Consider the following 24,543-nt stretch of genomic DNA (forward strand, 5'->3'; position numbering starts at 1 on the left):
TTATAGGGAATCCTAGACGATGTGGAGGGGGTGGGCGGCATCGACGGCGTCGAGGACGTCGGAAGGGCCGTCGGGGGCAGCGTCTGCCGGTTCCTCGTCGGGGGTCTCAATCTGCTTAATCATGACCTCCTGGCCCTGCAGCAGGTATGTCTCGCCGCTGCCGCAATGAGGGCAGGTCTTGCCGTGCTCGACTGTCGCATAGTCGCGGCCGCACGCCTCGCAATGCGTCACGGCCTCGACAGGCTCCACAATAAGCTCCGCGCCCTGCGCGATGGGCTTTTTATCTGCCGCCCAGCGCCAAGCGTCGAGCAGCAAGTCGGGAACGACGCCCGAGACCTCGCCCAGCAGCAGCGTGACGCTCGAAACGCGACTCACGCCATTGGCGCGCGCCACGTTCTCGACATCGCGAATGATGTGGTAAACGATTCCGAGCTCGTGCACTTTTAATTCCTTCCGCCGTTCTAACGAACGGCGGTCGGCTTGACGCTGCGCGAGCCCCAGACGGGCGATCTGCCTTTCAATCGTCGGGCATGGGCAAAAGCCCTATGCCCTCCTCTTTCAAGGCACCTCGCCACGCCTGGGACCCGCTCGCTGTCCAACCGTTCTCTGCGCCGTTCGCTTACTTGTTAGGTTCTTTTACTTCTTCCCGAATTTGATTTTGATGGCGCGCTTGAGCGCGTACTTACCCAGGCTTGGGAGCTTTTGCTCGTATTTGACCATCGTGGAGCACTCGGGGCGATCGCGATCCAGGTGGATGGCATCGAACGCGCACTTGGTGGTGCACAAGCCGCAGCCGATGCACTTGTTGGGGTCGACGATCGAGGCACCGCAGCCCAGGCAGCGGGCGGTCTCGGCGCGCACCTGCTCCTCGGTAAAGGTCTCGACGTACTCGCTAAAGGGTGCAGCCTTCTCGCGCTCGCGGTCGACATGCGCCACCTCGCGGCTCGCGTTGTCGTAGCTCTCGATCACGACATCGTCGCGGTCGAGCGCGGTGTAGTGGCGCTGGTTGCGGCCGATGGTGAGCGTGGATCCCGGCTGCACAAAGCGATGGATGGACACGGCGGCCTCGTGACCGGCGGCGATGGCGTCGATGGCAAAGCTCGGACCGGTGTAGACGTCGCCGCCCACAAAGATGTCGGGCTCAGCGGTCTGATAGGTCTGGGGGTCGGCAAGAGCACCCTGGCCGCGGCCGAGCTCCACCTTGGAGCCAGCCAGCAGGTCGCCCCACACAATGGACTGGCCAATCGACATGACCACGCGGTCGGCATCGACGCGGCGCAGATCGTTCTCGTCGTACTCGGGCGCAAACCGGCCCTCGTCGTCAAAGACACGCGTGCAGCGCTTGAAGGTGATACCGCACACACGACCGGCCTCGTCCAGGTGAACCTCCTTGGGGCCCCAGCCGCAGCTGATGTGAGCGCCGTCCTCAACGGCCTCGCGACGCTCCTCCTCGCTGGCGGGCATCTGGGCCTCGCTCTCCAGGCAGAACATCTCAACGTGCTCGGAACCCAGACGGCAGGCGTTGCGCGCGACGTCGATGGCCACGTTGCCGCCGCCCACCACGATGGTGCGGCCGGGCAGCGCGTCGATCTTGCCACTGTTGACCTCGCGCAAAAAGTCGACGGCCACGGTCACGTCCTCGGCATCCTCGCCCGGAATACCGGCGAAGCGGCCGCCCTGGCAGCCGATGGCAACATAAAAGGCCTTAAAACCCTGCTCGCGCAGCTCGTCGAGCGTCACGTCGCGACCGACCTCCACGCCATAGCGGAACTCGGCGCCCATCAGGCGAATGACCTCGACCTCGGCCTCGATAACATCCTTCTGCAGCTTAAAGCTGGGAATGCCGTAGGTGAGCATACCGCCCGGGCGCTCGTTTTTCTCGAACACGACGGGCTTGTAGCCCTTCTCGGCCAGATAGAAGGCACAGGACAGACCTGCCGGACCGGCACCGATGATGGCGATCTTCTGGTCGAAGCCGCCGGCACGCGTCGGGGTCACCACGGGTGGGACATAGCGGGTCGCGGCATCAAGATCGCGCTGGGCGATGAACTTCTTGACCTCGTCGATAGCCACGGCGGCGTCCACACGGCCGCGGGTGCAGGCATCCTCACAGCGGCGGTTGCACACGCGGCCGCAGATAGCGGGCAGCGGGTTCTCACGCTTGATGAGCGCCAGCGCCTCGTCATAGCGGCCCTGAGCCGCGAGCTTCAAATAGCCCTGAACGGCGACATGCGCGGGGCAGGCCGTCTTGCAGGGCGCGGTGCCGGACTCATGCGTCTCGATGCGGTTGTCGTTGCGGTAGTTGGGCGACCACTTGGTGTGGTCCCACTTGGTGGCGTCGGGCAGCTCCTGGCGCGGATACTCGGGCACCTGTCCGCCGGCCTTTTTGCTGCAGAGCTTCTGGCCCAGCTTGGCGGCGCCGGCCGGACACACCTCAACGCAGCGACCGCAGGCCACGCACTTGTCCTTCTCGACCTTGGCGACATAGGCCGAGCGCGACAGGTTGGGCGTGTTGAACAGCTGAGAGGTGCGCAGGGCATAGCACACGTTGACGTTGCAGTTGCAGATGGCGAAGATCTTGTTCTCACCGTCGATATTGGTGATCTGGTGCACAAAGCCGTTGTCCTCGGCCTGGCGCAGGATGTCGTAAACCTCCTCGCGCGTCACATAGTGGCCGCGGTCGGTCTCAACCACGTAGTCGGCCATATCGCCCACGGCGATGCACCAGTCGGCGGGGTCGTCGGCGCAGCCCTCGCCCATCACGCGACGGCTCGCGCGGCAGCTACAGGTGCTGGCGGCATACTTACCCTCGTATTTGTCGAGCCAATGCTCGATATGCTCGATCGGCACCGACGTGCTCGCGGCATCGATAGCCTTCTCGACCGGAATGACGTGCATGCCGATGCCGGCGCCTCCGGGCGGCACCATCGGCGTGGCCTTGGACAGCGGTCCCTTGGACGCCTGCTCAAAGAACTTGGCGTAGACCGGGTGCTCTTCGAGCTGGCTCACGCGCATGTTGAGGAACTCGGCGGAACCCGGTACCAGCATGGGCAGCACCCACTGCTTGGCGCGCTCGGGGTTTTCCCAGTTGTACTCGAGCAGGCCCGTGTAGCTCATGTCGTCGAGCATCTTCTCGATCTGGGCCTCGGGCATGCCGGTGAGCTTGATCATCTCGGGCAGCGTGTAGGGACGGCGCATCTTCATCTTGCAGAGCACCTCGGCCTGCTCGTCGGTCGCGGCCTCGGCAAACGACCAGTACTCGTAGCCCAGCAGCTCGTCGCGATGCAGCAGACGGTTGGTGCAGTGCTCGCACAGCTTGACGATGGCCTCGCGCGGATGCTCCGGCAGCGGCGGCACAAACTCCGAACCGATATCGGGCTCGGTGTAGCTAATTCCCGGTCCGTTGAGAATCATGGTTGTCTCTTCTCTTGCCACAGCCCGGCGAGACCGCGGCGCCCCTCTTTTTACGGGCTCGACATGCCCCCACGCCGTTCACCCGTTATTGTTGACATTGTGTCAAAAACAGTATTGACGAACCGTCAACAATATTCAAGACTGTTAGGCGAACGGTCAGGCAAAAGAGGATGAAAGGCGGCAAAACATGGGCGACAACACAGCAGATACCTCTGTGGTCGATGCCGTCCCCGCATCCGATAGCGCGGCAAAGCGCTTGACGGGCGACGAACGCCGTCGCGAGATCCTCGCCGCCGTGCGCACCGTGAGCTCCGAGCTGGGCGTGTCGCATCTATCTGTCTCGGCCGTGACCAAGCGAGCCGGCTGCACGCGCTCATTGTTCTACCACTACTTTGCTGATATGGACGCCGCCGTCACCGCTGTCATGGACGAGGCAATCGACGGTTTTATCTCCGAGCTCGAGCAGTGGAACGCCGGCCGCACCGTCGGTGATATCGAAGGCGCGCTCGACACCGTCGCCCCGCTCTTTAAGCGTCTGGTCGTGAGCGGCCATGAGCTGCCGAGCACGCTCACCTCGAGCAGCGGTGCGCTCTACGGCGGCTTTTTGCACAACGTGGCCCAGCGCGTGGCGCAGTATATCTGCGACACCACCGTGGTGGATTTTGTCGCCCATCATGAGCTACGCATCGACCATGTCTACGAGACGTTCTACACCCTCATCATGGGGTTGTTGATGTATATCCGCACACACCCCGATGTGCCCGACGAGACGGTCAAGGAAATCATCGCCTCGACACTCCACATCGAGGGCTATACCGCCAAGTATCCGGAGCGCAAGCCCCAGAACTGACGACATTTGGCCAAACTGCCCGCGATCAGAAGAGGGGCCGCGGGCGTGTGAAAGGAGAGCAGCATGCTGTTCGATGTTTGGGGTAGCGATACCCTTATCCACTGGGCCGGCTGGGCCATGGTCTTTATTGGCCTCATCGTGCTCAACGAGGTCGGCCGCCGCACCAAGCTGGGCGCGGCAATCATCTTTGGCGTGGCTCCGCTGGCCATGACCATCTACTGCGTCGCCATCGCCGTCGGCGTTTCGCAGGGTGCCGAGTGGGCGCTCACCAACCCCACCCACGTGTACCAGAACAGCTGGTTCCACTACGCCAAGGTATACGCGGCGCTGGCCGGTTGCTGGGGCTTCATTGCCATTAAGTACCAGTGGGGCAAGATCGGCAAGGCGCATTGGTTCCGCGCATGGCCGTTTGTGATCGTCGCCATCAACATCATGATCGCCGTCGTGTCCGACTTCGAGAGCGCCTATCACTTCTTTGTCCTGGGCCAATCCACTTGGGTCACCTCCGAAGGTGCTACGCAGCTGGCCGGCTGGAACAACGTGTTCAACGGCATCGCCGGTATCATCAACATCTTCTGCATGACCGGTTGGTGGAGCGTCTACGCCTCCGAGGATCAGACCGACATGCTGTGGCCCGACATGACCTGGGTCTACATCATCGCCTACGATATCTGGAACTTCTGCTACACCTACAACTGCCTGCCCACCCACTCCTGGTTCTGCGGCTTTGCGCTGCTGCTGGCGCCCACCATCGCCGCCTTTATCTGGAACAAGGGCGGCTGGATCCAGAACCGCGCCTTCACGCTGGCCATTTGGTGCATGTTTGCCCAGGTGTTCCCGTACTTCCAGGAGGAGTCCATCTTTGTGACCCACTCCACGCTCGACCCCGGCGCCGCTACCGCGGTCTCGATCGCCGCACTGATCGCCAACGTCGCCGCGATCATCTACATCGCCTACCGCGCCAAGAAGCTCGGCCGCAATCCCTACAAGCAGGATGTCTTTGAGGGCACCAGCGACTGGGAGAAGGCCACCGCTTGCCGCGCCAAGGTTGATTACGCGCACGCTGAGTAACGCGCCTGACGCAAACATCGCTTGAGTACGAAGCCGCATAACCGGCTCCGCGCAACTCAACGCATTGCAGGGCCCCCGGAATGTGATTCGTTCACGTTCCGGGGGCTTTTTGCTGCCGCGAGGATGCGGCTAAACGATGCACTCGGGTTAAATCGGATCTTATATTTCGCATGCGCTTTATATGGCTCCATTTTTGGGTACAGTGTTGTCCCGATATTGAGCTTGGGGGATATATGAAAGATGAGACGATGGGCCAAGAGGATGCGGCCCAAGATGCAGAAGCGTGTGCCGAGGCCCTGGAGAGCCTTGACCAGATTGCACTGGCCGAGATTGCGTTTGACGATTCGAGCGTTGATGTGCGAGATGAGCCGGAAATCGAAGCGCAGCCCGATGATCAGGATGCAAAAGACGATGGCGCCGCGCCCACCGAAGACGAGGCGGGGCACGAGGAATCCGAATGCGAGGCCGACGACCAGCCCGAATCCGACACGAGCGAGGAAACCATCTTGCTCGACAGCTTGCCCGCCGAAGATTCGCTGACCCGCGAGCTCCCTGGCTTAGGCTCTGCGCCTGCCGTAGACGAGACCATCGCCATGGGCGATATTCCCCTGCCGTCCGTTCCCTCGGCACGCGAGGCCGAGGTTCGCCATCGCAAGATGTCGCCCAGGCGACGCAACCTGATGGTGGCAGGCGTTGTTGCCATCGCGCTCGTCGCCGGCGGCGCGGGCTATGCGGCTTGGAACGGATACCAGCAAGAGCGGGCCGCCGTGGTTGCCGCAAACGCCCATACCATGATGTCGGTGCAAATTGGCGTACATGCCGCGGGGCTCGACTGCTCCACCGGCTCAAAGATCCCCGTGCAGGTGAGTGGCCAGGACTCCGACGGCTCTTCTGTGAGCGAAACGCTCTACGTTGACGAGCACGGTCGCGGCATTAAGCTGCTGCCCGGCGATTACACGCTCTCCATTGCTGGATCCCCCATCGCGGAAGACGGCACCATCTACACCGTCCCGACCACCAAGGCGCAGGTCACCATTAAGAGCGATGGGCAGGATCTGCGCGCTCAAGCCACCTTTAAGCTCAAGGTACCTTCGGCCGACACGGTGACTGACGACCAGATCGATGCCGCCGCCAAGTATGCCGAGGAAGGGGGCGCAAGCTCTGCCGCCGCGGCAAAGATACTCCAGCAGGCGGCAATTACGCGCCGCGATGCCGCCGCCAACGCCGTAAGCGCAAGCGAGGCTCAGTCCGCCCGCGATGCCGACGCTCGGCACAAGGCGACGAACCTGTATCAGCTCGATATTCCGGTTGAGTGGTATGGCAAGGTCGCAACCTGGCAAAACGGCAGCACGCTGTGCATTTATCTGGACAGCGACACCAACACACCGCTCGTGACGCTTGTCGCAGTGCGCGACGGCGAGACCTTTACCCCCGATGACGGCGATACGGTTTTGGGCACGGTCAGCCTGGGCAACGGCTACACCGTCTACGCCAGCGGCCCTGTCTATCCGTACGTGATTCCGCAAACCATCAACGGGCGCACGCAGAACCCCGTGTCGACCTACCCCATGGACACGGTGATTGAGCTTGTCGAGCTCACGACCGGCAACCGCTACACATACAGCCAGATCAAAAACGACCTGGTCGGTAAAGACGGCAAGGCAGACACCGCGACCAAACTCGAGACCGACTACCTCGCCCAGATTCTCCTGCCGAGCATCAAGGCCCAGGACTAGCCAGCCCGAAGACAGCCGCCCGACATCCACATCCCTAACGCAGTTGCGGTGGAATAGGGACGGTTTTTGCTGATCAAACTGCAAAACAGTCCCTATTTCACCGCAACTTATTGGCGGCCTTTTGGGTGGCACTCAGCGCCACGGGTCGGCTTCGAACATTGGCTCGCGCTCGGGGCGGCGATCGCTGTAGGGATCGTAACCGTCATCGTCCTCGTTCTCGGCACGGATATAGGGGTCGCGCGGCTTGGGCGCCGGTTTAGGCGGAGTCTTCGGTGCGGCGGGCGCCGCCTCAGCCACCGGTGCGTTCGTCTTGTTCTCGTCTTTCATCTGCATAGCTCCTTGCCATGTGCTCACGTTCAACACCATCGATTGTCGCACGAAAAAGGGCGGCGGACCCAATCGGATCCGCCGCCCTTGGCGTTCGGCTCAAAAGGCAGATTTTAAGGCATGGCCCAAAATCTACTCGGCGTCGGGGACCTCGTAGGTGGCCGCCGGCGTATTGTCGCACACGACGGTAAAGCCGCCGTCCTTGTCGACATCGACCGTCACCTGATCGCCCTCGCGCACCGTGCCGTCGATGATAGCGGCGGCGATGGCATCCACGACCTCGCGCTGGACCAGACGCTTGAGCGGACGGGCGCCAAAGACCGGGTCCAGGCCGCCCACGGCGAGCATCTGCTTGGCCGCCGGGGTGATGGCAAGCGTCATGCGCTCCTTGGCCAGACGCGCGCGGACGTCGGCGAGCTGGATGTCGACGATTTTCTCGATCTGCGCCATGCCGAGCGGATGGAACACCACGATATCGTCGATACGGTTGAGGAACTCGGGGCGGAAGGTCTGAGCCATGGCCGCGTTGACCTGATGGCGCATCTCCTCCTCGTCCTTGCCGGAAAGCTCGGCGATGGCCTTGGAGCCCACGTTGGACGTCATGATGATAATCGTGTTCTTGAAGGACACCTGGCGACCCTGACCATCGGTTAGACGGCCGTCGTCAAGCACCTGCAGCAGCACGTTAAAGACATCCGGATGAGCCTTCTCCATCTCGTCGAGCAAGATCACGGAGTACGGACGACGGCGCACGGCCTCGGTGAGCTGGCCACCCTCGTCGTAGCCCACGTATCCCGGGGGCGCACCGATCAGACGCTGAACGCTGAACTTCTCCATGTACTCGGACATGTCGATACGCACGAGCGCGCGCTCGTCGTCGAACAGGCACTCGGCAAGCGCCTTGGCGAGCTCGGTCTTGCCCACGCCGGTGGGGCCCAGGATGAAGAAGCTGCCGATGGGCTTGTCTGGATCGGAGAGGCCCGCACGGCTGCGGCGCACAGCTGCGGCGACGGCGGAGACCGCCTCGTCCTGGCCGATGACGCGCTTATGCAGCTCGCCCTCCAGGCCCTTCAGCTTGTCGAGCTCGCCCTGCATCATCTTGGAGACGGGCACACCGGTCCAGGCGCTCACGACCTCGGCGATCTCATCGGAGGTCACCTGTTCGTTGAGGCCCTCGCCGTCCTGCTGCTTTTGTGCCTCGAGCGCAGCCTCGGAATCCTGAATCTGCTGCTGCAGACCCGGGATCACGGAATAGCGCAGCTCGGACGCGCGGCCCAGATCGCCGTTGCGCGTCGCGCGCTCCTCTTCGCTCCTGGCCTCGTCGAGCTGTCCCTTGAGCTCCTGCACGTGGTCGATGGCGTTCTTCTGGTTGAGCCAGCCGGCCTTTTGCACGTTGAGTTTTTCCTGGACCTCGGCAATCTCTTGGCGCAGGGCCTCCAGACGCTCCTTGGAGGCGTCATCGGTCTCCTTCATGAGCGCCTGTTCCTCGATCTGCAGCTGGGTGAGCTGACGCGTGGTGGCGTCAATCTCGACCGGCATGCTGTCGAGTTCCATGCGCAGACGGCTTGCCGCCTCATCGACCAGGTCGATGGCCTTGTCGGGCAGGAAGCGGTCGGCGATATAGCGATCGGAGAGGTCGGCGGCGGCCACGAGCGCGCTGTCGGTGATGTGCACGCCATGGAAGATCTCGTACTTCTCCTTGAGGCCACGCAGGATTGAGATGGTGTCCTCGACGGTAGGCTCGCTCACCATAACGGTCTGGAAACGACGCGCGAGCGCCGCGTCCTTCTCGATATACTTGCGGTATTCGTCGAGCGTGGTCGCGCCGATCGCATGCAGGTCGCCACGGGCGAGCGCCGGCTTGAGGATGTTACCGGCGTCCATGGAGCCCTCGGTGGCACCCGCGCCCACAATGGTGTGGAGTTCATCGATGAACAGGATGACCTTGCCCTCGGACTTTTGCACTTCCTTGAGCACGGCCTTCAAACGGTCCTCGAACTCACCACGGTACTTGGCGCCGGCGACCAACGCGCTCATGTCAAGCTCGATGAGGTCGCGGTCACGCAGGGTGCTCGGCACGTCGCCGGCCACGATACGCTGGGCGATACCCTCGACGATGGCCGTCTTGCCGACGCCCGGCTCGCCGATGAGCACGGGGTTGTTCTTGGTGCGACGGGACAGGACCTGGATGGTACGACGGATCTCGTCGGTACGGCCGATGACCGGGTCGAGCTTGCCGGCACGGGCAAGGTCGCAGATATTGCGGCCGTACTGCTCCAGCGCCTCAAACTGAGTCTTGTCCTCGGCAGACGTCACGCGGTCATCGCCACGCAGCTCCTCGTAGACTTGCTCGATGCGCTCCTTGGTCACGCCGGCGTCGCGCAGAACGCGGCCGGCCTCACCCTTGTCCTCGGCAAGTGCCATCAGCAGATGCTCGGTCACCACAAAGCTGTCGCCCATCTTGGTGGCCTTCTTCTCGGCCTTCTCGATGACGCGGACGAGCTCATTGGAAAGACCCATCTGCTGGCCCTCGCCCGAAACCTTAGGCGCATGGTCGATGGCATCCTGCGTGGAGCGTGCGAGCTGGGCCGGGTCGGCACCGATGCGCTCGATAATCACGGAGATATTGCGCTCACCAGCACCGAGCAGGGCAGACAGCAGGTGAATCGGCTCCACCGCGCCGGCCTGCGCGTCGGCAGCCGTGCTCATGGCGGTCTGCAGCGCCTCGCGCGACGTCATTGCTAGCTTATCGATTCTCATGGAATCACCTCTCTTGGGGTGGCCGCCCTACGGGGCGGCTTCACGTTGTTCGAGATGTATTGTTGCCAGCTTTGCGCGATCTTATACATAAATCTAAGTCTCTATATATAAGATTTTCTGAGTGATTAAGAGATAGGGGGCAGACCCGCTCGCCCGCTGCGGCCTCATCCCCTTACTATCTCAATCTGTAACATCTATCGACCGTTTCCGGCTCCAGATGTTACAGATCGAGACGAATTATTCAGCGGCGCCCGTTTGTCTCAATCTGTAACATCTAATCGGCAAATTAGGGTCTAACTGTTACAGATCGAGACGAACAGAAAACACCCGGATCAAAAATCTAAATCTGTAACACCAGGCCCACTTTTAGCGGCCAAGATGTTACAGATCGAGACAGACCGAAAACCACCACAAAGAGGACAGGCACCTTTGTGGTGGTCGCGGTCTCTACTCCTTCGCCGAACCCGTACTTCCCGATTCGACGGTCCAGGGCATCTCATCCTCGAACAGCCATGTACGGGCAGACCCACTATCGCGTGCAGTCTGCGAGTCAGGCAAGCAGGTCTGTTTATAGGCATCTTGGATACACTGACCCATAAAATCGTTGAGCTCGGTCTGGTCGCCCTCCATGACATAGGCGACATCGCCGTCCATGATGTAGATGCCCGGACCCTCATTGCCCTCGTAGCCTGGATCGTACGAGACATCACATAACTTTGCGCCGTTTGCAGTGTCCAGTTCGATGGAAGAGTGGCATCCGCCAACCATGTCGTTCGCTTTTGCCCGATAGGACGCATATCCGTACCAACGCTTAAATGTTTTGCCCTTGAGTAGCTCGGACGCCCTATCGATCAGGCTTGTATCCGTGGTATAGCGCATGGCCCCAAGCTGAATACGCGGATAATTGCTAATACCCAGCACAGCCGGCTGCTCATCAAAATCAACGGTAATGGTCTCGGGCTTGTCGTCGCCGGTCAGAAGTTCGACAGATTGAGTCACAGGCTTGACCACCGGCTCCGTCACCGCAGCAGGTAGAAATGCCATACCGACAGCGCCCGCGCCAACCACAGCGATCGCAAGCGCCAAGACAATCAATCCAATACGGCCAGGACAGCTCACGGCAAAACACCTCACAATGCAAACCCGCGCCATTTGCACTAATGATACCGCCAGCTAACACTATTACCAAAAGAAGCCGCGCGCTCCTCACCACCACAAAGGGGACAGGCACCTTTGTGATGGTTCTCGGTTTCGACGGCCAGCTGTCACACGTTATGAGATTAAAATTGAATTGTTAGCTGAGATTATTCATTTGTCATCGAGCTTGCCTGCTCTTTGTCTCGAGGAGCGCATATGAAGCCGCCTCATTCCACCGGTCGCAACGTCATCGCCATTCTCGCCGTACCCATCGTGATGCTCTTCCTTATCGTCATCACGCCCTTTTCCCTTGGCATCGCCTCGCCCTTCGATTTACGCGGAATGGTCGACGCCGGCTCGCGTGCCACCTCGCTTTCCTTTATCTGTCGCGGCGTGTTTTACGAAGATGGAATTCCCACCGGAATTTGGCGGTCAAAGTTGCCACTGCTCGGTCAGATCGACGGACGGCCTCCTTATTTCTGCCTTGAACCTCAGGCGATGAATTATTTGATCGACGACCAGCCCCTCGATTCCATCACCCTCGCCTACGACTATGCTCCAAACACCGACGAGCGCCACATGAACCAAGTCCTCGACAAGCTACTTGGACAGTGCGGGCTCACCGACGAGGCCGGTCGAACCGTCAATAATGACCCGAAGCTGATGCAAACAGAACTCCGTCGCATCGGAGAAATCAGGGGACGAGGTAGGGCTGCCTACTGGCAGGCCTGGGCGATGCGCAACAAGAGCGAATTTGGACACAGCACCTATATGGTCACCGTCTACACCAGAGACGGAATCAAGGACAATGTTGACGATTTCGCGTCATCCAAACTCGGCATCCCCAAAACAACCAAACCCGCCAGCCCGGATGAAATCCTGTAGGAACGCTCATTAGAATGTCGTTCAACGAGCACGGCAACATCGAGCTCGCCCCCCACCGCCACAAAGGGGACAGGCACCTTTGTGGTGATCTTCGGCCCCGGCGTTCACCATCTCAATCTGTAACATCTAGCGGCCGTTTTTGGGTCCAGATGTTACAGATCGAGATGAATTGTTCAGCGGTGCCCGTTTATCTAAATCTGTAACAACTGCTCGGCAAATAAGGGTCTACCTGTTACAGAACGAGACAAACAAAAACCACCACAAAGGTGCCTGTCCCCTTTGTGGCGGTTTTCGACAAAAAGAAGCCGCCCCATTAACAGAGGCGGCATCAAGCAGGTCTATTTATTAGCGTCCCTCAAGACCCAACGAGAACGCAGAAATGTAGCCCGGGGCTTACCCTTTCCCGAACGCGACCCTCGCGAAGCGCGTGAGCGGGCGGGAAAGGGTAAGCCCCGGGCGGACAATTAAGTGCGTTACTCGGCAGCGGCCTTGAACTTGTTGTAGTTGATCAGGCAGCCGGCCTTGACGATGGCACGCTCCTCTGCCGTCATATCGGCAATGTAAAGCTCAATCTGCTCGACCGCGCCGTCGGCACGCACCACGTAGGCGGCGATGTCCTTTAGGTCGCCGTCGAGCGCGGCGCGGACACCCGGCACAAAGACGTAGTCGCCCACCTCAAAGTTGGGCTCGGCCTCCATCTGGAAGGGCACCATGCCCCAGTTCATCACGTTGGAGCGATAGCGCTTGGTGGCGTACTCGTGAACGATATTGGCCAGACCGCCGATTACGCGCTGGCAGCTCGCGGCCTGCTCACGAGCAGAACCGTCACCGGGCTTCTTGGCATAGAGCATGGAGCCGTACTCGGTCGCCTTGGCGTCGGCAGCGACACCCGCGCCGGCCAGTGCCTCAAACACGCCGGCAAGCTCGGCATCGAGCGCCGCCAGGTCGCCTGCTGCCTCGCCAGCAACGCGGCGCTTCTCCACGGCGTCGACCTCCTTGGAACGACCCACGTAGGCCGGGTCGCGACGGCTGAGCGTAAACTCGGCCAGACCCAACGGGTTGGAGCGGAAGGAGCTCGTCTCGCCCGAGGGAATGAGCTCGTCAGTCGTGGTGACCGGGTCCATGATTTTGGAGCACACCTTGAGCAGGATGTCATCGCCGAGGGGCTCCATCGCGGGCCACGGCTTGATGTTGGGACCCTCGACCAGCTCGTCGGCAGGCTCCGCCTTGCCAAAGCCCCAGTACACGCGCTTTTTGTACGGCGCGTCGTCAAAGGTGTACTCGCAGGCCTCGTCCCAAGTCTCCTCGGGCAGGTCGGTCGCCGGCGTCAGGACGCCGCCGTTGGCAGCCGTCGCCGCAATGGAGCGGGCATCCATCAGGGCCACGGCGCTCAGCTGGCCATTACCCGGCTTGGAACCCTCGCGGTTGGGGAAATTGCGCGTGGTGTGGCGGATGGACAGGCCGTTGTTGGCAGGCGTGTCACCGGCACCAAAGCACGGGCCGCAGAACGCCGTGCGCACGATCGCGCCGGCCTCCATAAGGTCGTAGATATAGCCGCGGCGTGTAAGCTCGAGCGCCACGGGCTGGCTTGTGGGATAGACCGACAGCGAGAACTCGCCGCAGCCGGTGTTAGCGCCCTTGAGCACGCGGGCAGCCTGGACCACGGAGTCGTAGTTGCCGCCCGAGCAGCCGGCAATAACGCCCTGCTGCACGTGCAGCTTGCCGTCGACGATCTTGTCGAGCAGGCTAAAGTGCGTCTTGCCTTCGCCGATCTTGGCAGCCTCGAGCTCCACCTCGTGCAGGATGTCCTCGAGATTCTCGTTGAGCTCGTCAATCTCGAAGCCGTTGGAAGGATGGAACGGCAGCGCGATCATGGGCTTGACGCTCGACAGATCGACCTCGACGCAGCCGTCGTAGTAGGCAACATCGGCGGGCTTGAGCTCGCGGTAGTCGTCGCCGCGGCCGTGCATGGTCAAAAACGCGTGTGTGTCCTCGTCGGTAGCCCAGATGCTCGACAGGCAGGTGGTCTCGGTGGTCATGACATCGACGCCGTTGCGGTAGTCAGTCGTCATACTCGCGATGCCGGGGCCCACAAACTCCATGACCTTGTTCTTAACGTAGCCCTTGGCAAAGACGGCGCGGATGATGGCGAGCGCCACATCGTGCGGGCCGACGCCGGGGCGCGGGGCGCCCGTGAGGTAGATGGCGACGACGCCGGGATAGGCAACGTCGTAGGTGTCGCGCAGCAGCTGCTTTGCCAGCTCGCCTCCGCCCTCGCCCACGGCCATGGTGCCCAGGGCGCCATAGCGGGTGTGCGAGTCGGAACCCAGGATCATCTTGCCGCAACCGGCGAAGTTCTCACGCATAAAGGAGTGGATGACGGCGATGTGCGGCGGAACGAAGATGCCGCCGTACTTCTTGGCCGCGGAAAGGCCAAAGACGTGGTCGTCCTCGTTGATGGTGCCGCCCACGGCGCACAGCGAGTTATGGCAGTTGGTGAGCACGTAAGGCAGCGGGAACTGCTCCATGCCCGAGGCACGCGCCGTCTGGATGATGCCGACAAAGGTGATGTCATGGCTCGCCATGGCATCGAAGCGAATCTTGAGCGCCTCGGGATCTCCGGACGTATTGTGTGCCTGGAGGATCGAATACGCGATAGTGCCACGCTTGGCATCCTCGGGCGTCTGCGTAATACCGCGCTCGGCGGCCTCGGCCGCAGGCACAACCTCGCTGCCGTCGCGCAGGTAGATGCCGTCCTCGTACAGCTTGACCATACTGTCTCCCACTCTGCCCAAAAGATTTGGGCGCATAGCATACATTCGTTCAATATCGTGCCATAGAACGGTTGCGAGTGGGTTACGAATCTGCACGTTCACTTTATCTCGGTAAAGTAAAGGACGAGCCCAGTGTGGGCCGGAAGATTTGGTGCAAGAGCGTCCCTTTCGACTAGTCATTTAAGAACGTCCCCAATGACTACCCATAACAACGCCGATGTTTTGGCGCGGACAGCGAAAGCCCACCAGAGCGAGCAAGGTGCCTTGAAACAAGGCGGCATTGATCTTCTGATCATGCCGCCGAAGTTGAAAGGCAGATTGCCGCTCTGGCGGGCTTGCAGCGTCGACCGGTCCGCCGTTCGTTAGAACGGCGGAACCAAAGGCGCAGCGTCGAGCCGTTACGCCGTTCGGCAGAACGGCGTAACCTACAGATCCCCGCCGGCGCCCAGCAGCTTGCGCATGACCTGTTCGGGGTTGACTGAGCCGTCGCGCGGGGCCAGGGCGGTAATCTTCTTCTGCATCTTGTACTCGTGCAGCTCGTCCTCGAGCTGGCGCACGCGGGCGCGGAGCTTCTCGTTTTCGCGCTCACGCTCCTCGGCACGCTCCTTCATATCGAGAATACGCACCACGCCGGCAAGGTTGATGCCCTCGTCGGTCAGCTGGTTAATGAGCTCCAGGCGCTCGATATCGGCACGCGAATACAGACGCGTGTTGCCGCCCGAGCGCTGGGGATTCACCAGGCCCTTGGACTCGTAGACGCGCAGAGTCTGCGGATGCATGCCGGTCAGCTCGGCCGCCACGCTGATCATGTACAGCGGTTTGTTCCTATTGTCCTCGGCCATGCTACCTGACCCCTTTCCGTCTCGTTATCGTCCATCATAAGCCCGCGGGCGTGGGCGTGTGCCACGACCGCCCTAGTACGTCGCCTTGTAACGGTTGACCTTCTCGCGGTAGTCGCGCGTGTCGGCCTCGCGCAGCTTGGTCATGGCATCGCGCTCGTCGTCGGACAGGTTCGTGGGGACCTGTACCTTGATCTCGACGAGCAGCGCGCCCGTACGGCCACGGTGCTTAACGTCGGGCGCGCCCATCTCCTTAAAGCGGAACTTCTTGCCTGTCTGGGTACCCGCGGGCACCTTCAGACGAACCGTCGCACCGCCGGGCGTCGGCACGTCCACCGTACAGCCGAGCGCCGCCTCGTAGACCGAGACCGGTACCTCCATGGTCACGTCGGCGCCCTTGCGCTTAAACAGCGGGTGCTCCTCCACGTGCGTGGTCACGACCAGGTCGCCGCGCTCGCCACCCGCAACGCCATACTCGCCGCGACGCTTGTAGCGCAGCTTGCCGCCGTCGACCGCGCCCGCAGGCACCGAGACCGTAATGGTCTGCTGCTCGCCTGTCGAGGGAATGCGATAGGTGACCTTGTGCGTCACGCCGCGGAACGCGTCCTCGGCCGAAACATCGACGGTCAGCGACAGGTCGCCGCCCTTGCGAGCACGGCTGCGGCCCGCGCCGGCACCGGCAGCGCCCGCAGCCCCGGCAAAGCCCGAGCCCCAATCGCTGCCCCAAGCGCCGTTGCCGCTAAAGATGCTGTCGAAGATATCGCCCCAGCCGCTGGCGCCCGCGCCGGCACCGTAGCCGCCGCCATACGCGCCGCCCGCGCCCGGCATGCCGCCAAACATGAGCATCTGGTCGTACTCTTTGCGCTTCTTCTCGTCCGAAAGCGTCTCGTAGGCCTCGCTGATCTCCTTAAACTTGGCCTCGTCGCCGCCGGCATCGGGGTGATATTTTTGCGCGAGCTTGCGAAACGCACTCTTAATCTCTTTGTCGGAGGCGCTCTTGGATACGCCCAGGATGTCATAGAAGGTTTTGCCTGCAGCCATCGTAGCTCCTCTCCTGTTATATCCGCCGCCCCTGCGGACGGCGGCTCATACTGTCATATGGCACTAGGCCAGAAAGGGCCCCGGGTGTTGCCCCGGGGCCCTTCTCAATTACTCCTCGGTGCTCTCGGCCGTATCGGCCGTAGCATCCTCGGGCGCCGCTTCGGGCTCCGGTGCGGGGCGCTTCTCGCCACCGTAGGTCACCGTCACCATCGCGGAGCGCAGGATACGATCCGCCATGCGGTAGCCCTTCTGGTACACATCGTTGACGGTCTCGTCATACTGCGATGCGTCCTCGACGCGACCCACAGCCTGGTGCTCGAGCGGATCGAACGCCTCGCCCTTGGGGTCGATGGGCTCAACGCCCTCGTGCGCAAACACGTCGAGCAGCTTGGCATGTACCGCGTCAACGCCATCGACGAACTGCTTAAAGTCGTCGGAAAGCTCCTGGCTGCGGGCATGGTCGATCGCGCGCTCGATATCGTCGATCACCGGCAACAGCGCGGTGACAAGCTTCTCGGTCGCGCGCTCGCGCTCGGCGATGCGCTCGTTGGCGGTGCGGCGACGGAAGTTCTCCCAGTCGGCCTGCAGACGAGCGGTTCGCTCGGTAGCGTCCTTCGCCTTGTCCTCGGCGGCCTTCTGGGCCTCTGCCGCAGCATCGAGCTCATTGCGCACGTCGGCAAGCTCCTTTTGGGCCTGCTCGAACTTGAGCTTAAAGTCGTTGTCGGCGGCTTCCTCACCGGCGCGGATAGCGGCTTCCACCATCTCGTCCTCGGTCATCGTCGCCTCCTTGTTGGAATCCTCTACCTGGTTCTCGGCAGCCTCGGCGGCCGGGGCCTCGTTGGCCTCGGTATCGTCTGCGGCCTCTACGGGAATCTTCACGTCCTTCTCCTCAGAGTCAACGGGGGCGGCGCCAGCGGCAGCCGCCTCCGTGCGAGCTTTACGGGCGGACATGATTACTTGTCCTCGTCGTCCACAACCTCGTAGTCGGCGTCGACAACGTCATCGTCGGCAGGCTGGGCACCGGCGGCACCGTCGGTCTGCTGCTGAGCGTCGGCGTAGACAACCTGGGCCAGCTCGTAGGCCACGGACTGCAGGGACTCGCCGGCGGCCTTGATGGCCTCGACGTCAGAGCCCTCGAGCGCCTTCTTGGCGTCGGCGATAGCGGCCTCGGCCTTGGACTTCACGTCAGCGGAAACCTTGTCGCCCAGCTCGTTGAGGGTCTGCTCGGTGGAGTAGCACAGGCTGTCGGTCTGGTTGCGGACCTCGACCTCTTCCTTCTGCTTCTTGTCCTCCTCGGCATGAGCCTCGGCGTCCTTGACCATACGATCGACTTCGTCGTCGGACAGAGCGGTGGAGCCGGAAATGGTAATCTGCTGCTCCTTGCCGGTGCCCTTGTCCTTAGCGGAGACCTTGACGATGCCGTTGGCGTCGATGTCGAAGGTGACCTCGATCTGCGGCACGCCGCGGCGGGCAGCCGGGATACCGGTCAGCTGGAACTTACCGAGCGACTTGTTGTCGCGGGCAAGCTCGCGCTCTCCCTGGAGCACGTTGATCTCGACGCTGGTCTGGTTGTCGGCAGCGGTGGAGTAGACCTCGGTCTTGGAGGTCGGGATCGTGGTGTTGCGGTCGATCATCTTGGTCATGATGCCGCCCATGGTCTCGACGCCCAGCGACAGCGGGGTAACGTCGAGCAGCAGGATGCCCTCGACGTCGCCGGTGAGCACGCCGCCCTGGACGGCAGCGCCGTCGGCAACGACCTCGTCGGGGTTCACGGACATGTTGGGCTGCTTGCCGGTCATGGTCTTGACGAGCTCCTGGACGGCGGGCATACGGGTGGAGCCGCCGACGAGGATGACCTCGGTCAGATCGGAGAGCTTAAGCTTGGCGTCGCGCAGGGCGTTGGTGACAGGCTGCTTGCAGCGCTCGAGCAGGTCACGGGTGATCTTCTCGAACTCGGCGCGGGTCAGCGTGTAGTTGAGGTGCAGCGGGCCGGACTGGTTCATGGTAATGAACGGCAGGTTGATGGTGGTCTGCTGGGCGGCGGAGAGCTCCTTCTTGGCGTTCTCGGCGGCCTCCTTCAGACGCTGCAGGGCCATGGGGTCCTGACGCAGGTCGACACCGTTCTCCTGCTGGAACTTATCGGCCATCCAGTCGATGACGCGCTGATCCCAGTCGTCGCCGCCCAGGTGGTTGTCGCCCGAGGTGGACAGAACCTCAAACACGCCGTCGGCGAGGTCGAGGATGGAGACATCGAAGGTACCGCCGCCCAGGTCGAAGACCAGGATGCGCTGGTCGGTGCCCTGCTTATCCAGGCCATAGGCCAAAGCAGCAGCGGTCGGCTCGTTCACGATACGCTTGACGTTGAGGCCGGCGATCTTACCGGCGTCCTTGGTGGCCTGACGCTGGGCGTCGTTGAAGTAGGCCGGGACGGTGATGACGGCGTCGGTGACGGTCTCGCCCAGATACTTCTCGGCGTCGGCCTTCATCTTTGCGAGCGTCATGGCGCTCACCTGCTCGGCGGTGTAGTCCTTGCCCTCGATGTCGACGACAGCACGGCCACCCTGGCCCTCCTTGACCTCATACGGCACGGTCTTGATCTCGGAGGTGCACTCGGAGTACTTGCGGCCCATGAAGCGCTTGATGGAGAACACGGTGTTCTTGGGGTTGGTGACAGCCTGGTTCTTAGCGGCCTTACCCACGACGCGGTCGCCGTCGGCACGGAAGCCCACGACGGACGGGGTGGTGCGGTCGCCCTCGGCGTTCACGATAATGGTCGGAGAACCGCCCTCGAGAACGGCCATTGCGGAGTTAGTAGTACCAAGGTCGATACCAAGAATCTTGCCCATTAGAAATTCCCTCTCTCTTGTGCGTTTGCACCGACTCGGCGGTCTGCCGCGCGGTGTTTCGGCTTGTCTTTCAGGATGTAGTGTATCCCCTTATGGGCCGGAATATACAAAATCTAAGTCAATTCATATAAGATTTCTTATTGCTGAGAGTTTAGGTTCACAAATGCGCAGGTAGACGCACTGATTGAGTTCTCGGCAAATCTATCGAGATCTATGTAGAGATGGCTGAGGTTTGGGCCCGAGGCCGCATGGGGTGGCTTGAGGCGACCCCGGGGGAAAGCGCGACCCGTTTCGAGCGTCGATTCCGGGACACGCTTTCCAAAAGCGCGCTCAATCGCTCAATATTTCAAGTCACCTTTAGCTAACATTTGCGCAGCTCAACGGCCCCACCTGCACGTTTTTTAGTAAACCTTGGCATACTCGGCGAACGGTATGAAGATGCCGGCCAGAGGGTATTGCAAACGGTCGCTCCCGTGGTATGTTTTTGCCCGAATCAAACCGGCGCGCATCGTCTGTAGCGTCGGTCAACAGAGAGGAAACTACCATGGCTCATCCCGTAATTGATGCCGACGAGTGCATCGCTTGTGGCGTTTGCGTCGACACCTGCCCCGCTGGCGTTCTGGAGCTCCAGGACGTCGCCACCGTCGCTGACGAGGACTCCTGCGTCGCCTGTGGCGCTTGCCAGGACGCTTGCCCCGCTGGCGCGATCACCGAGATCGTCGAGGAGTAACAACTCCCCCGCTTGCACACTCAAAAGTACACCGTGCACAAAAAGGAGGCCTCCGCATCGCCGCGGAGGCCTCCTTTTGTTTGTGAGGATAACTAATTTGGCACCGCCGCAGATTGCCGCTTAGGAGCGTTTGCAGCGTCGGCTAAGAGAGATCGTCCTCGTAGGGCATTAGATCTGCCAAGTAGCCTTTCTCTTTGAGCATGGCCTCGATCTCGTCGAGGGTTTGCTCGTCATCTGCCGCAATGCGATGGAAGTGATAGCCACTCGTCACCGTTAATAGCGGAAAGCTCTTGCCGCTCTCGATATCGTGCAGGTAGCGCTCAACATCGCGACGATTGCGAATGTCCAAGTCGGCCGTGATCTTACCGTACACGCGGTGATTGACGATCACGTTGAGCACGGCGCCACCGGCGTCGACGATGCTCGTGAGCTCATCGCCTGCCTGCTCCACGCTGTGGCGAACCTTGACCAAGCGCGTGGGCACGGCGGGGCTGCTGGGGGCCTCCTGCAGCACATAACCACGGTTGGTCGCCACGATATCGTGCCCATCGGCACGCAGCAGGGCAATATCCTGCACCACGACCTGACGGCTCACGCCCACCTCGCGGGCAAGCGCACTGCCCGAAACGGGCCCCGTGGCTCCCTCGAGCACGCCCATGATGGCACGGCGACGCTCGCGGGCGTCCATTATTTACCGTCCAGCAGACGCAGGTGCTTAAGCGAAAGGTCGAGAATCGGCGCAGAGTGCGTCAACGCCCCCGAGCTAATAAAGTCAACGCCCAGGTCGGCGAGCGCGCGGATATTGCTGGCGTCCACGTTGCCCGAGCACTCGGTCTTGGCGCGGCCGTCGATAAGCTCAATCGCGGCAGCCATGTCGTCGTGGGTCATGTTGTCGAACATGATGATGTCGGCGCCGGCTTCCACGGCCTCGCGCACCATATCCAGGTTCTCGCACTCAATCTCGACCGTCGTGGTAAACGACGCATGGGCGCGCGCCATCTCAATCGCGCGCGCCACGCCACCGGCGGCGTCGATGTGGTTGTCCTTGAGCATGACAGCCGTCGACAGGTTGTAGCGGTGGTTGCTGCCGCCGCCGATCTCGACCGCAGCCTTCTCGAAGACACGCATGCCCGGCGTGGTCTTGCGTGTGTCGACAAGCACGGTCTTAGCACCCTCGAGCGCCGCCGCCATGTTGTGTGTGTAGGTGGCGATACCGCTCATACGCTGCAGATAGTTGAGCGCCACGCGCTCGCCCGAAAGCAGCACGCGCGCGTCGCCGCGCACCTGGCCCACGTGGTCGCCGGCGTGCACCTCGCCACCGTCGGCAACATCAAACAGCACCGAGCTCTGCGAATCCAGCAGCTCAAAGGTGCGGGCGAACACATCCAGGCCGGCAATGATGCCGTCGGCCTTGGCGATGAGCTCCACCGTGGCGGGGCGCGCCGTGGGGCACACGCTCGCCGTGCTCACGTCCTCAAACGTAATGTCCTCGCGCAGAGCCTGCAGAATCAGATCATCGACGACGAGTTTCATAGTAATGGGATTCATGGTCTACTCCTCCACGGCCTGCGTACCGGCGGCACGGGCCAAATCATCGATTGCCAGGGCGTCGGCGCTCAGGGCGCGATGACGGCCATCGAGCGCGGGCTCGCCCGCCTGCTCCACGGCAAGCGACTCGCCGGTGCGCATACGCCACGCGGCGCGGCGACCCCAGACTAGGGATTCGAGCAAGCTGTTGGAAGCTAGGCGATTCTTGCCGTGCACGCCATTGCAGGCCGTCTCGCCGGCGGCGTAGAGCTCGGGCATCGAGGTGCGGCCGTCCTTGTCGACCCACACGCCGCCCATAAAGTAGTGCTGCGTGGGCGTGACGGGGATGGGCTCATCCAGGATGTCGCGACCGTCCTCAAGGCAGCGCGCGCGGATGTTGGCGAAGTGCCCGGTCACCACGTCGCGCTCGACGGGGGCAAAGCTCAGCCACTCGTGCTCGGTACCGTCCTGCTTCATCTGCTCGCGAATGGCCGCGGCGACCACATCGCGCGGCTGAAGCTCATCGGTAAAGCGCTCGCCGGCGGCGTTGAGCAAAATCGCGCCCTCGCCGCGGCAGCTCTCGCTGATCAGGAAGGTGCGGCCCGGCTGCGGCGAGAACAGCCCCGTGGGGTGAATCTGCACGTAGTCCAGGTGCTCCATCTTAATGCCATGCTCCTGAGCAATGTAGCAGGCATCGCCCGTGAGCTGCGGGTAGTTAGTCGAATGGTCGTATACGCCGCCGATACCGCCCGTAGCCCACAGCGTGTGGCGGGCATGGATCTTAAACGGCTCGCCGGCATGCACGCCCTCGGCGGCGTTTGCCAGCTCGTCGGCGGGACGAACCGAGTTGTCCTCGTCCACGGAAACGGCAACGACGCCGGTGCACACCGTGGCGCCATCACGCTCGCCCGTCAGGATGTCGGTCATGGCCACGTGCTCCAAAATCTGCACGTTATCCAGCTTGCGAACGGCCTGGAGCAGCTTGGTCGTGATCTCCTTGCCCGTAATGTCGGCATGGAAGGCAATACGCGGACGGCTGTGCGCGCCCTCGCGGGTAAAGTCGAGGCTGCCGTCGGCCTTGCGCTCAAAGTCCACGCCCATCGCTAGCAAGTCGTTGATGACCGAGCGGCTCGAGCGAATCATGATGTCGACGCTCTCGCGGCGGTTCTCGTAGTGGCCGGCGTGCATGGTGTCCTCAAAGAAGGCATCGTAATCCGAGCCTTCGGGCAGCACGCAGATACCGCCCTGCGCAAGCATCGAGTCGCACTCGTCGACAGCGCCCTTGGAGAGCATGATCACGCGCGTGCTCGTCGGCAGATTGAGGGCCGCGTACAGGCCCGCCACGCCGCAACCGGCAATGACAACGTCGCACTCCATATCGGGGTATTGTTTGGTTTCCACAGGAATCCTCTCCCTTGTAATGTGACATAAGGGACTGCCCCTCATGTCACATCGTTCTAGCGCGCCGCGTACTCGAGCATGCGGTCGAGCGTGAGCTTGGCCTGGTCGGCGGCCTCGTCCGACACGCCGATCTGCACCTCGCCCTCGCCCGTCTCCAGACAGCGTGCGAGCTTTTCGAGCGTGATGAGATCCATGTTGACGCAGGTGGGCTGCACCGCGGGAAAATAGAACTTTTTGCCGGTGCCCTCGCAGCGGCGCTCGAGCTCGTAGAGCACGCCGCGGACCGTCACGATGATGAACTCACTCGCGTCCGACTCCTCGGCGTACTTGATGATGCCGGCGGTGGAGCCGATGTAGTCGGCCTCGGCAAGGACGTCGGCCTTGCATTCGGGGTGCGCCAGCACGAGCGCGTCGGGATGCGCCTCCTGCGCATCGACGATCTGCTCGACGGTGATGATGTGATGGCGCGGGCAATAGCCATTGTTGAGGATGACGTGCTTTTGCGGCACCTGCTCGGCTACGAAGCGGCCCAGGTTTTGATCGGGGATGAACAGGACGTGCTGCTGCGGCAGCTCGGACACGATCTTGACGGCGTTGGAGCTGGTGACGCACACGTCACTCCAGCTCTTGATCTCGACCGTCGAGTTGACGTAGCAGACCACGGCAAGGTCGTCGCCGTACTCGGCGCGCACCGCATCGACCGTCTCGCGCTTGACCATGTGCGCCATGGGGCAGTCCGCGCCCGGCTCGGGCAGCAGCACGGTCTTGGTGGGGTTGAGCAGCTTGGCGCTCTCGCCCATAAACTCCACGCCGCACAGCACGATGGTCTGCTGCGGCAGGCTCTTGGCGAGCTTTGCCAGGTAGAAGCTGTCGCCGACGTAATCGGCAACGGCTTGGACCTCGGGCGCCACATAGTAGTGCGCCAAGATCACCGCGTCACGTTGGGTTTTTAGTTGCTGAATGGCCTCGACGAGCTCTGCGGGCACCAGTGCCGCGCGCTCCGTTACCGTCGTTGCCGATGCTAGGCCGGCCGCGATATCGCGCGCAAGCTCCGACGCATCCATGTTCGCGCTCTGTGCCATCAAGGCCCCTCTCTTTTGGCGAATCTTGGGGCTTTAGTATGACACCTAGGTTTACAGCTGACAAGACAGCTGTAAACCTAGGTGTAAAGTTGAAATAAAGATTCAATCATGCGGCAGGCCTGA

The 24,543-nt window shown here is 61.9% G+C and carries 20 protein-coding genes; 6 read left to right on the forward strand and 14 right to left on the reverse strand.

Annotated elements, in window-relative coordinates; all coding sequences use genetic code 11:
- Positions 1-12: 12 nt before the first annotated feature.
- Together AAAX73_RS00780 and AAAX73_RS00785 are read right to left on the reverse strand one after the other, a co-directional pair.
- Entirely contained in the window at positions 13-441 is a 429-nt protein-coding gene (locus AAAX73_RS00780) for a hydrogenase maturation nickel metallochaperone HypA (RefSeq protein ID WP_055250791.1), read from the reverse strand.
- 195 nt (positions 442-636) lie between these two features.
- Positions 637-3,414, reverse strand: a complete 2,778-nt coding sequence (locus tag AAAX73_RS00785) for an FAD-dependent oxidoreductase (protein ID WP_349124743.1) — start codon at positions 3,412-3,414, stop codon at positions 637-639.
- 187 nt (positions 3,415-3,601) lie between these two features.
- Between AAAX73_RS00785 and AAAX73_RS00790 the strand changes: the two genes are divergently transcribed.
- The 3 genes from AAAX73_RS00790 (at position 3,602) to AAAX73_RS00800 (ending at position 7,071) form a co-directional block, all read left to right on the forward strand.
- Entirely contained in the window at positions 3,602-4,264 is a 663-nt protein-coding gene (locus tag AAAX73_RS00790) for a TetR/AcrR family transcriptional regulator (RefSeq protein WP_349124744.1), read from the forward strand.
- A 63-nt stretch (positions 4,265-4,327) separates the two neighbouring features.
- On the forward strand, positions 4,328-5,335 hold the full coding sequence (locus AAAX73_RS00795; protein WP_349124745.1) for a DUF5692 family protein: 1,008 nt from the start codon (positions 4,328-4,330) through the stop codon (positions 5,333-5,335).
- Between the two features lie 233 nt (positions 5,336-5,568).
- A complete protein-coding gene (locus tag AAAX73_RS00800) occupies positions 5,569-7,071 on the forward strand; it encodes a hypothetical protein (protein WP_349124746.1) in 1,503 nt (500 codons plus the stop codon).
- Between the two features lie 132 nt (positions 7,072-7,203).
- Here the strand turns inward: AAAX73_RS00800 and AAAX73_RS00805 are convergent, their stop codons facing one another.
- From AAAX73_RS00805 to AAAX73_RS00815, 3 genes are all read right to left on the reverse strand, one after another.
- The gene (locus tag AAAX73_RS00805) at positions 7,204-7,404 is read right to left on the reverse strand and encodes a hypothetical protein (RefSeq protein ID WP_349124747.1); all 201 of its coding nucleotides are present in this window, start codon (positions 7,402-7,404) and stop codon (positions 7,204-7,206) included.
- A 126-nt stretch (positions 7,405-7,530) separates the two neighbouring features.
- Positions 7,531-10,158, reverse strand: a complete 2,628-nt coding sequence (clpB, locus tag AAAX73_RS00810; protein ID WP_349124748.1) for an ATP-dependent chaperone ClpB — start codon at positions 10,156-10,158, stop codon at positions 7,531-7,533.
- A 447-nt stretch (positions 10,159-10,605) separates the two neighbouring features.
- Entirely contained in the window at positions 10,606-11,277 is a 672-nt protein-coding gene (locus tag AAAX73_RS00815; RefSeq protein WP_147350641.1) for a hypothetical protein, read from the reverse strand.
- A gap of 234 nt (positions 11,278-11,511) precedes the next feature.
- Here AAAX73_RS00815 and AAAX73_RS00820 point away from each other — a divergent pair, with 234 nt between their 5' ends.
- On the forward strand, positions 11,512-12,180 hold the full coding sequence (locus AAAX73_RS00820; RefSeq protein WP_118080218.1) for a hypothetical protein: 669 nt from the start codon (positions 11,512-11,514) through the stop codon (positions 12,178-12,180).
- A gap of 473 nt (positions 12,181-12,653) precedes the next feature.
- Here AAAX73_RS00820 and AAAX73_RS00825 read toward each other — a convergent pair whose 3' ends face one another.
- Positions 12,654-14,954: a hydratase gene (locus tag AAAX73_RS00825; RefSeq protein WP_349124749.1), complete on the reverse strand. Its 2,301-nt coding sequence runs from the start codon at positions 14,952-14,954 to the stop codon at positions 12,654-12,656.
- A 195-nt stretch (positions 14,955-15,149) separates the two neighbouring features.
- Between AAAX73_RS00825 and AAAX73_RS00830 the strand changes: the two genes are divergently transcribed.
- On the forward strand, positions 15,150-15,320 hold the full coding sequence (locus AAAX73_RS00830) for a hypothetical protein (protein ID WP_158567253.1): 171 nt from the start codon (positions 15,150-15,152) through the stop codon (positions 15,318-15,320).
- A gap of 59 nt (positions 15,321-15,379) precedes the next feature.
- Here the strand turns inward: AAAX73_RS00830 and AAAX73_RS00835 are convergent, their stop codons facing one another.
- The 4 genes from AAAX73_RS00835 to dnaK form a co-directional block, all read right to left on the reverse strand.
- Positions 15,380-15,796 (reverse strand): helix-turn-helix transcriptional regulator, encoded by a 417-nt coding sequence (locus AAAX73_RS00835; RefSeq protein WP_006235210.1) that lies wholly within the window; start codon positions 15,794-15,796, stop codon positions 15,380-15,382.
- Between the two features lie 72 nt (positions 15,797-15,868).
- Positions 15,869-16,834: a DnaJ C-terminal domain-containing protein gene (locus AAAX73_RS00840; protein ID WP_006235211.1), complete on the reverse strand. Its 966-nt coding sequence runs from the start codon at positions 16,832-16,834 to the stop codon at positions 15,869-15,871.
- A 108-nt stretch (positions 16,835-16,942) separates the two neighbouring features.
- Complete coding sequence (locus AAAX73_RS00845) at positions 16,943-17,785, reverse strand: nucleotide exchange factor GrpE (RefSeq protein ID WP_118080212.1); 843 nt, start codon at positions 17,783-17,785, stop codon at positions 16,943-16,945.
- Between the two features lie 2 nt (positions 17,786-17,787).
- Positions 17,788-19,680: a molecular chaperone DnaK gene (gene dnaK / locus AAAX73_RS00850; protein WP_006235214.1), complete on the reverse strand. Its 1,893-nt coding sequence runs from the start codon at positions 19,678-19,680 to the stop codon at positions 17,788-17,790.
- Positions 19,681-20,224: 544 nt separating this feature from the next.
- Here dnaK and AAAX73_RS00855 point away from each other — a divergent pair.
- On the forward strand, positions 20,225-20,410 hold the full coding sequence (locus tag AAAX73_RS00855) for a 4Fe-4S binding protein (RefSeq protein WP_118080210.1): 186 nt from the start codon (positions 20,225-20,227) through the stop codon (positions 20,408-20,410).
- A 142-nt stretch (positions 20,411-20,552) separates the two neighbouring features.
- Here the strand turns inward: AAAX73_RS00855 and AAAX73_RS00860 are convergent, their stop codons facing one another.
- From AAAX73_RS00860 to nadA, 4 genes are read right to left on the reverse strand one after another with little or no spacing between them, the layout of a single operon-like run.
- Positions 20,553-21,098: a transcription repressor NadR gene (locus AAAX73_RS00860; protein WP_118080208.1), complete on the reverse strand. Its 546-nt coding sequence runs from the start codon at positions 21,096-21,098 to the stop codon at positions 20,553-20,555.
- Entirely contained in the window at positions 21,098-21,958 is an 861-nt protein-coding gene (nadC, locus tag AAAX73_RS00865) for a carboxylating nicotinate-nucleotide diphosphorylase (protein ID WP_349124750.1), read from the reverse strand. The genes AAAX73_RS00860 and nadC overlap by 1 nt, the downstream gene beginning before the upstream one ends.
- A gap of 3 nt (positions 21,959-21,961) precedes the next feature.
- A complete protein-coding gene (locus AAAX73_RS00870) occupies positions 21,962-23,338 on the reverse strand; it encodes an FAD-binding protein (protein WP_349124751.1) in 1,377 nt (458 codons plus the stop codon).
- Positions 23,339-23,394: 56 nt separating this feature from the next.
- On the reverse strand, positions 23,395-24,420 hold the full coding sequence (nadA, locus tag AAAX73_RS00875; RefSeq protein WP_349124752.1) for a quinolinate synthase NadA: 1,026 nt from the start codon (positions 24,418-24,420) through the stop codon (positions 23,395-23,397).
- Positions 24,421-24,543 lie beyond the last annotated feature (123 nt).

The organism is Collinsella sp. CLA-ER-H9 (assembly GCF_040092295.1).
In the GTDB taxonomy this organism is placed as follows: domain Bacteria; phylum Actinomycetota; class Coriobacteriia; order Coriobacteriales; family Coriobacteriaceae; genus Collinsella.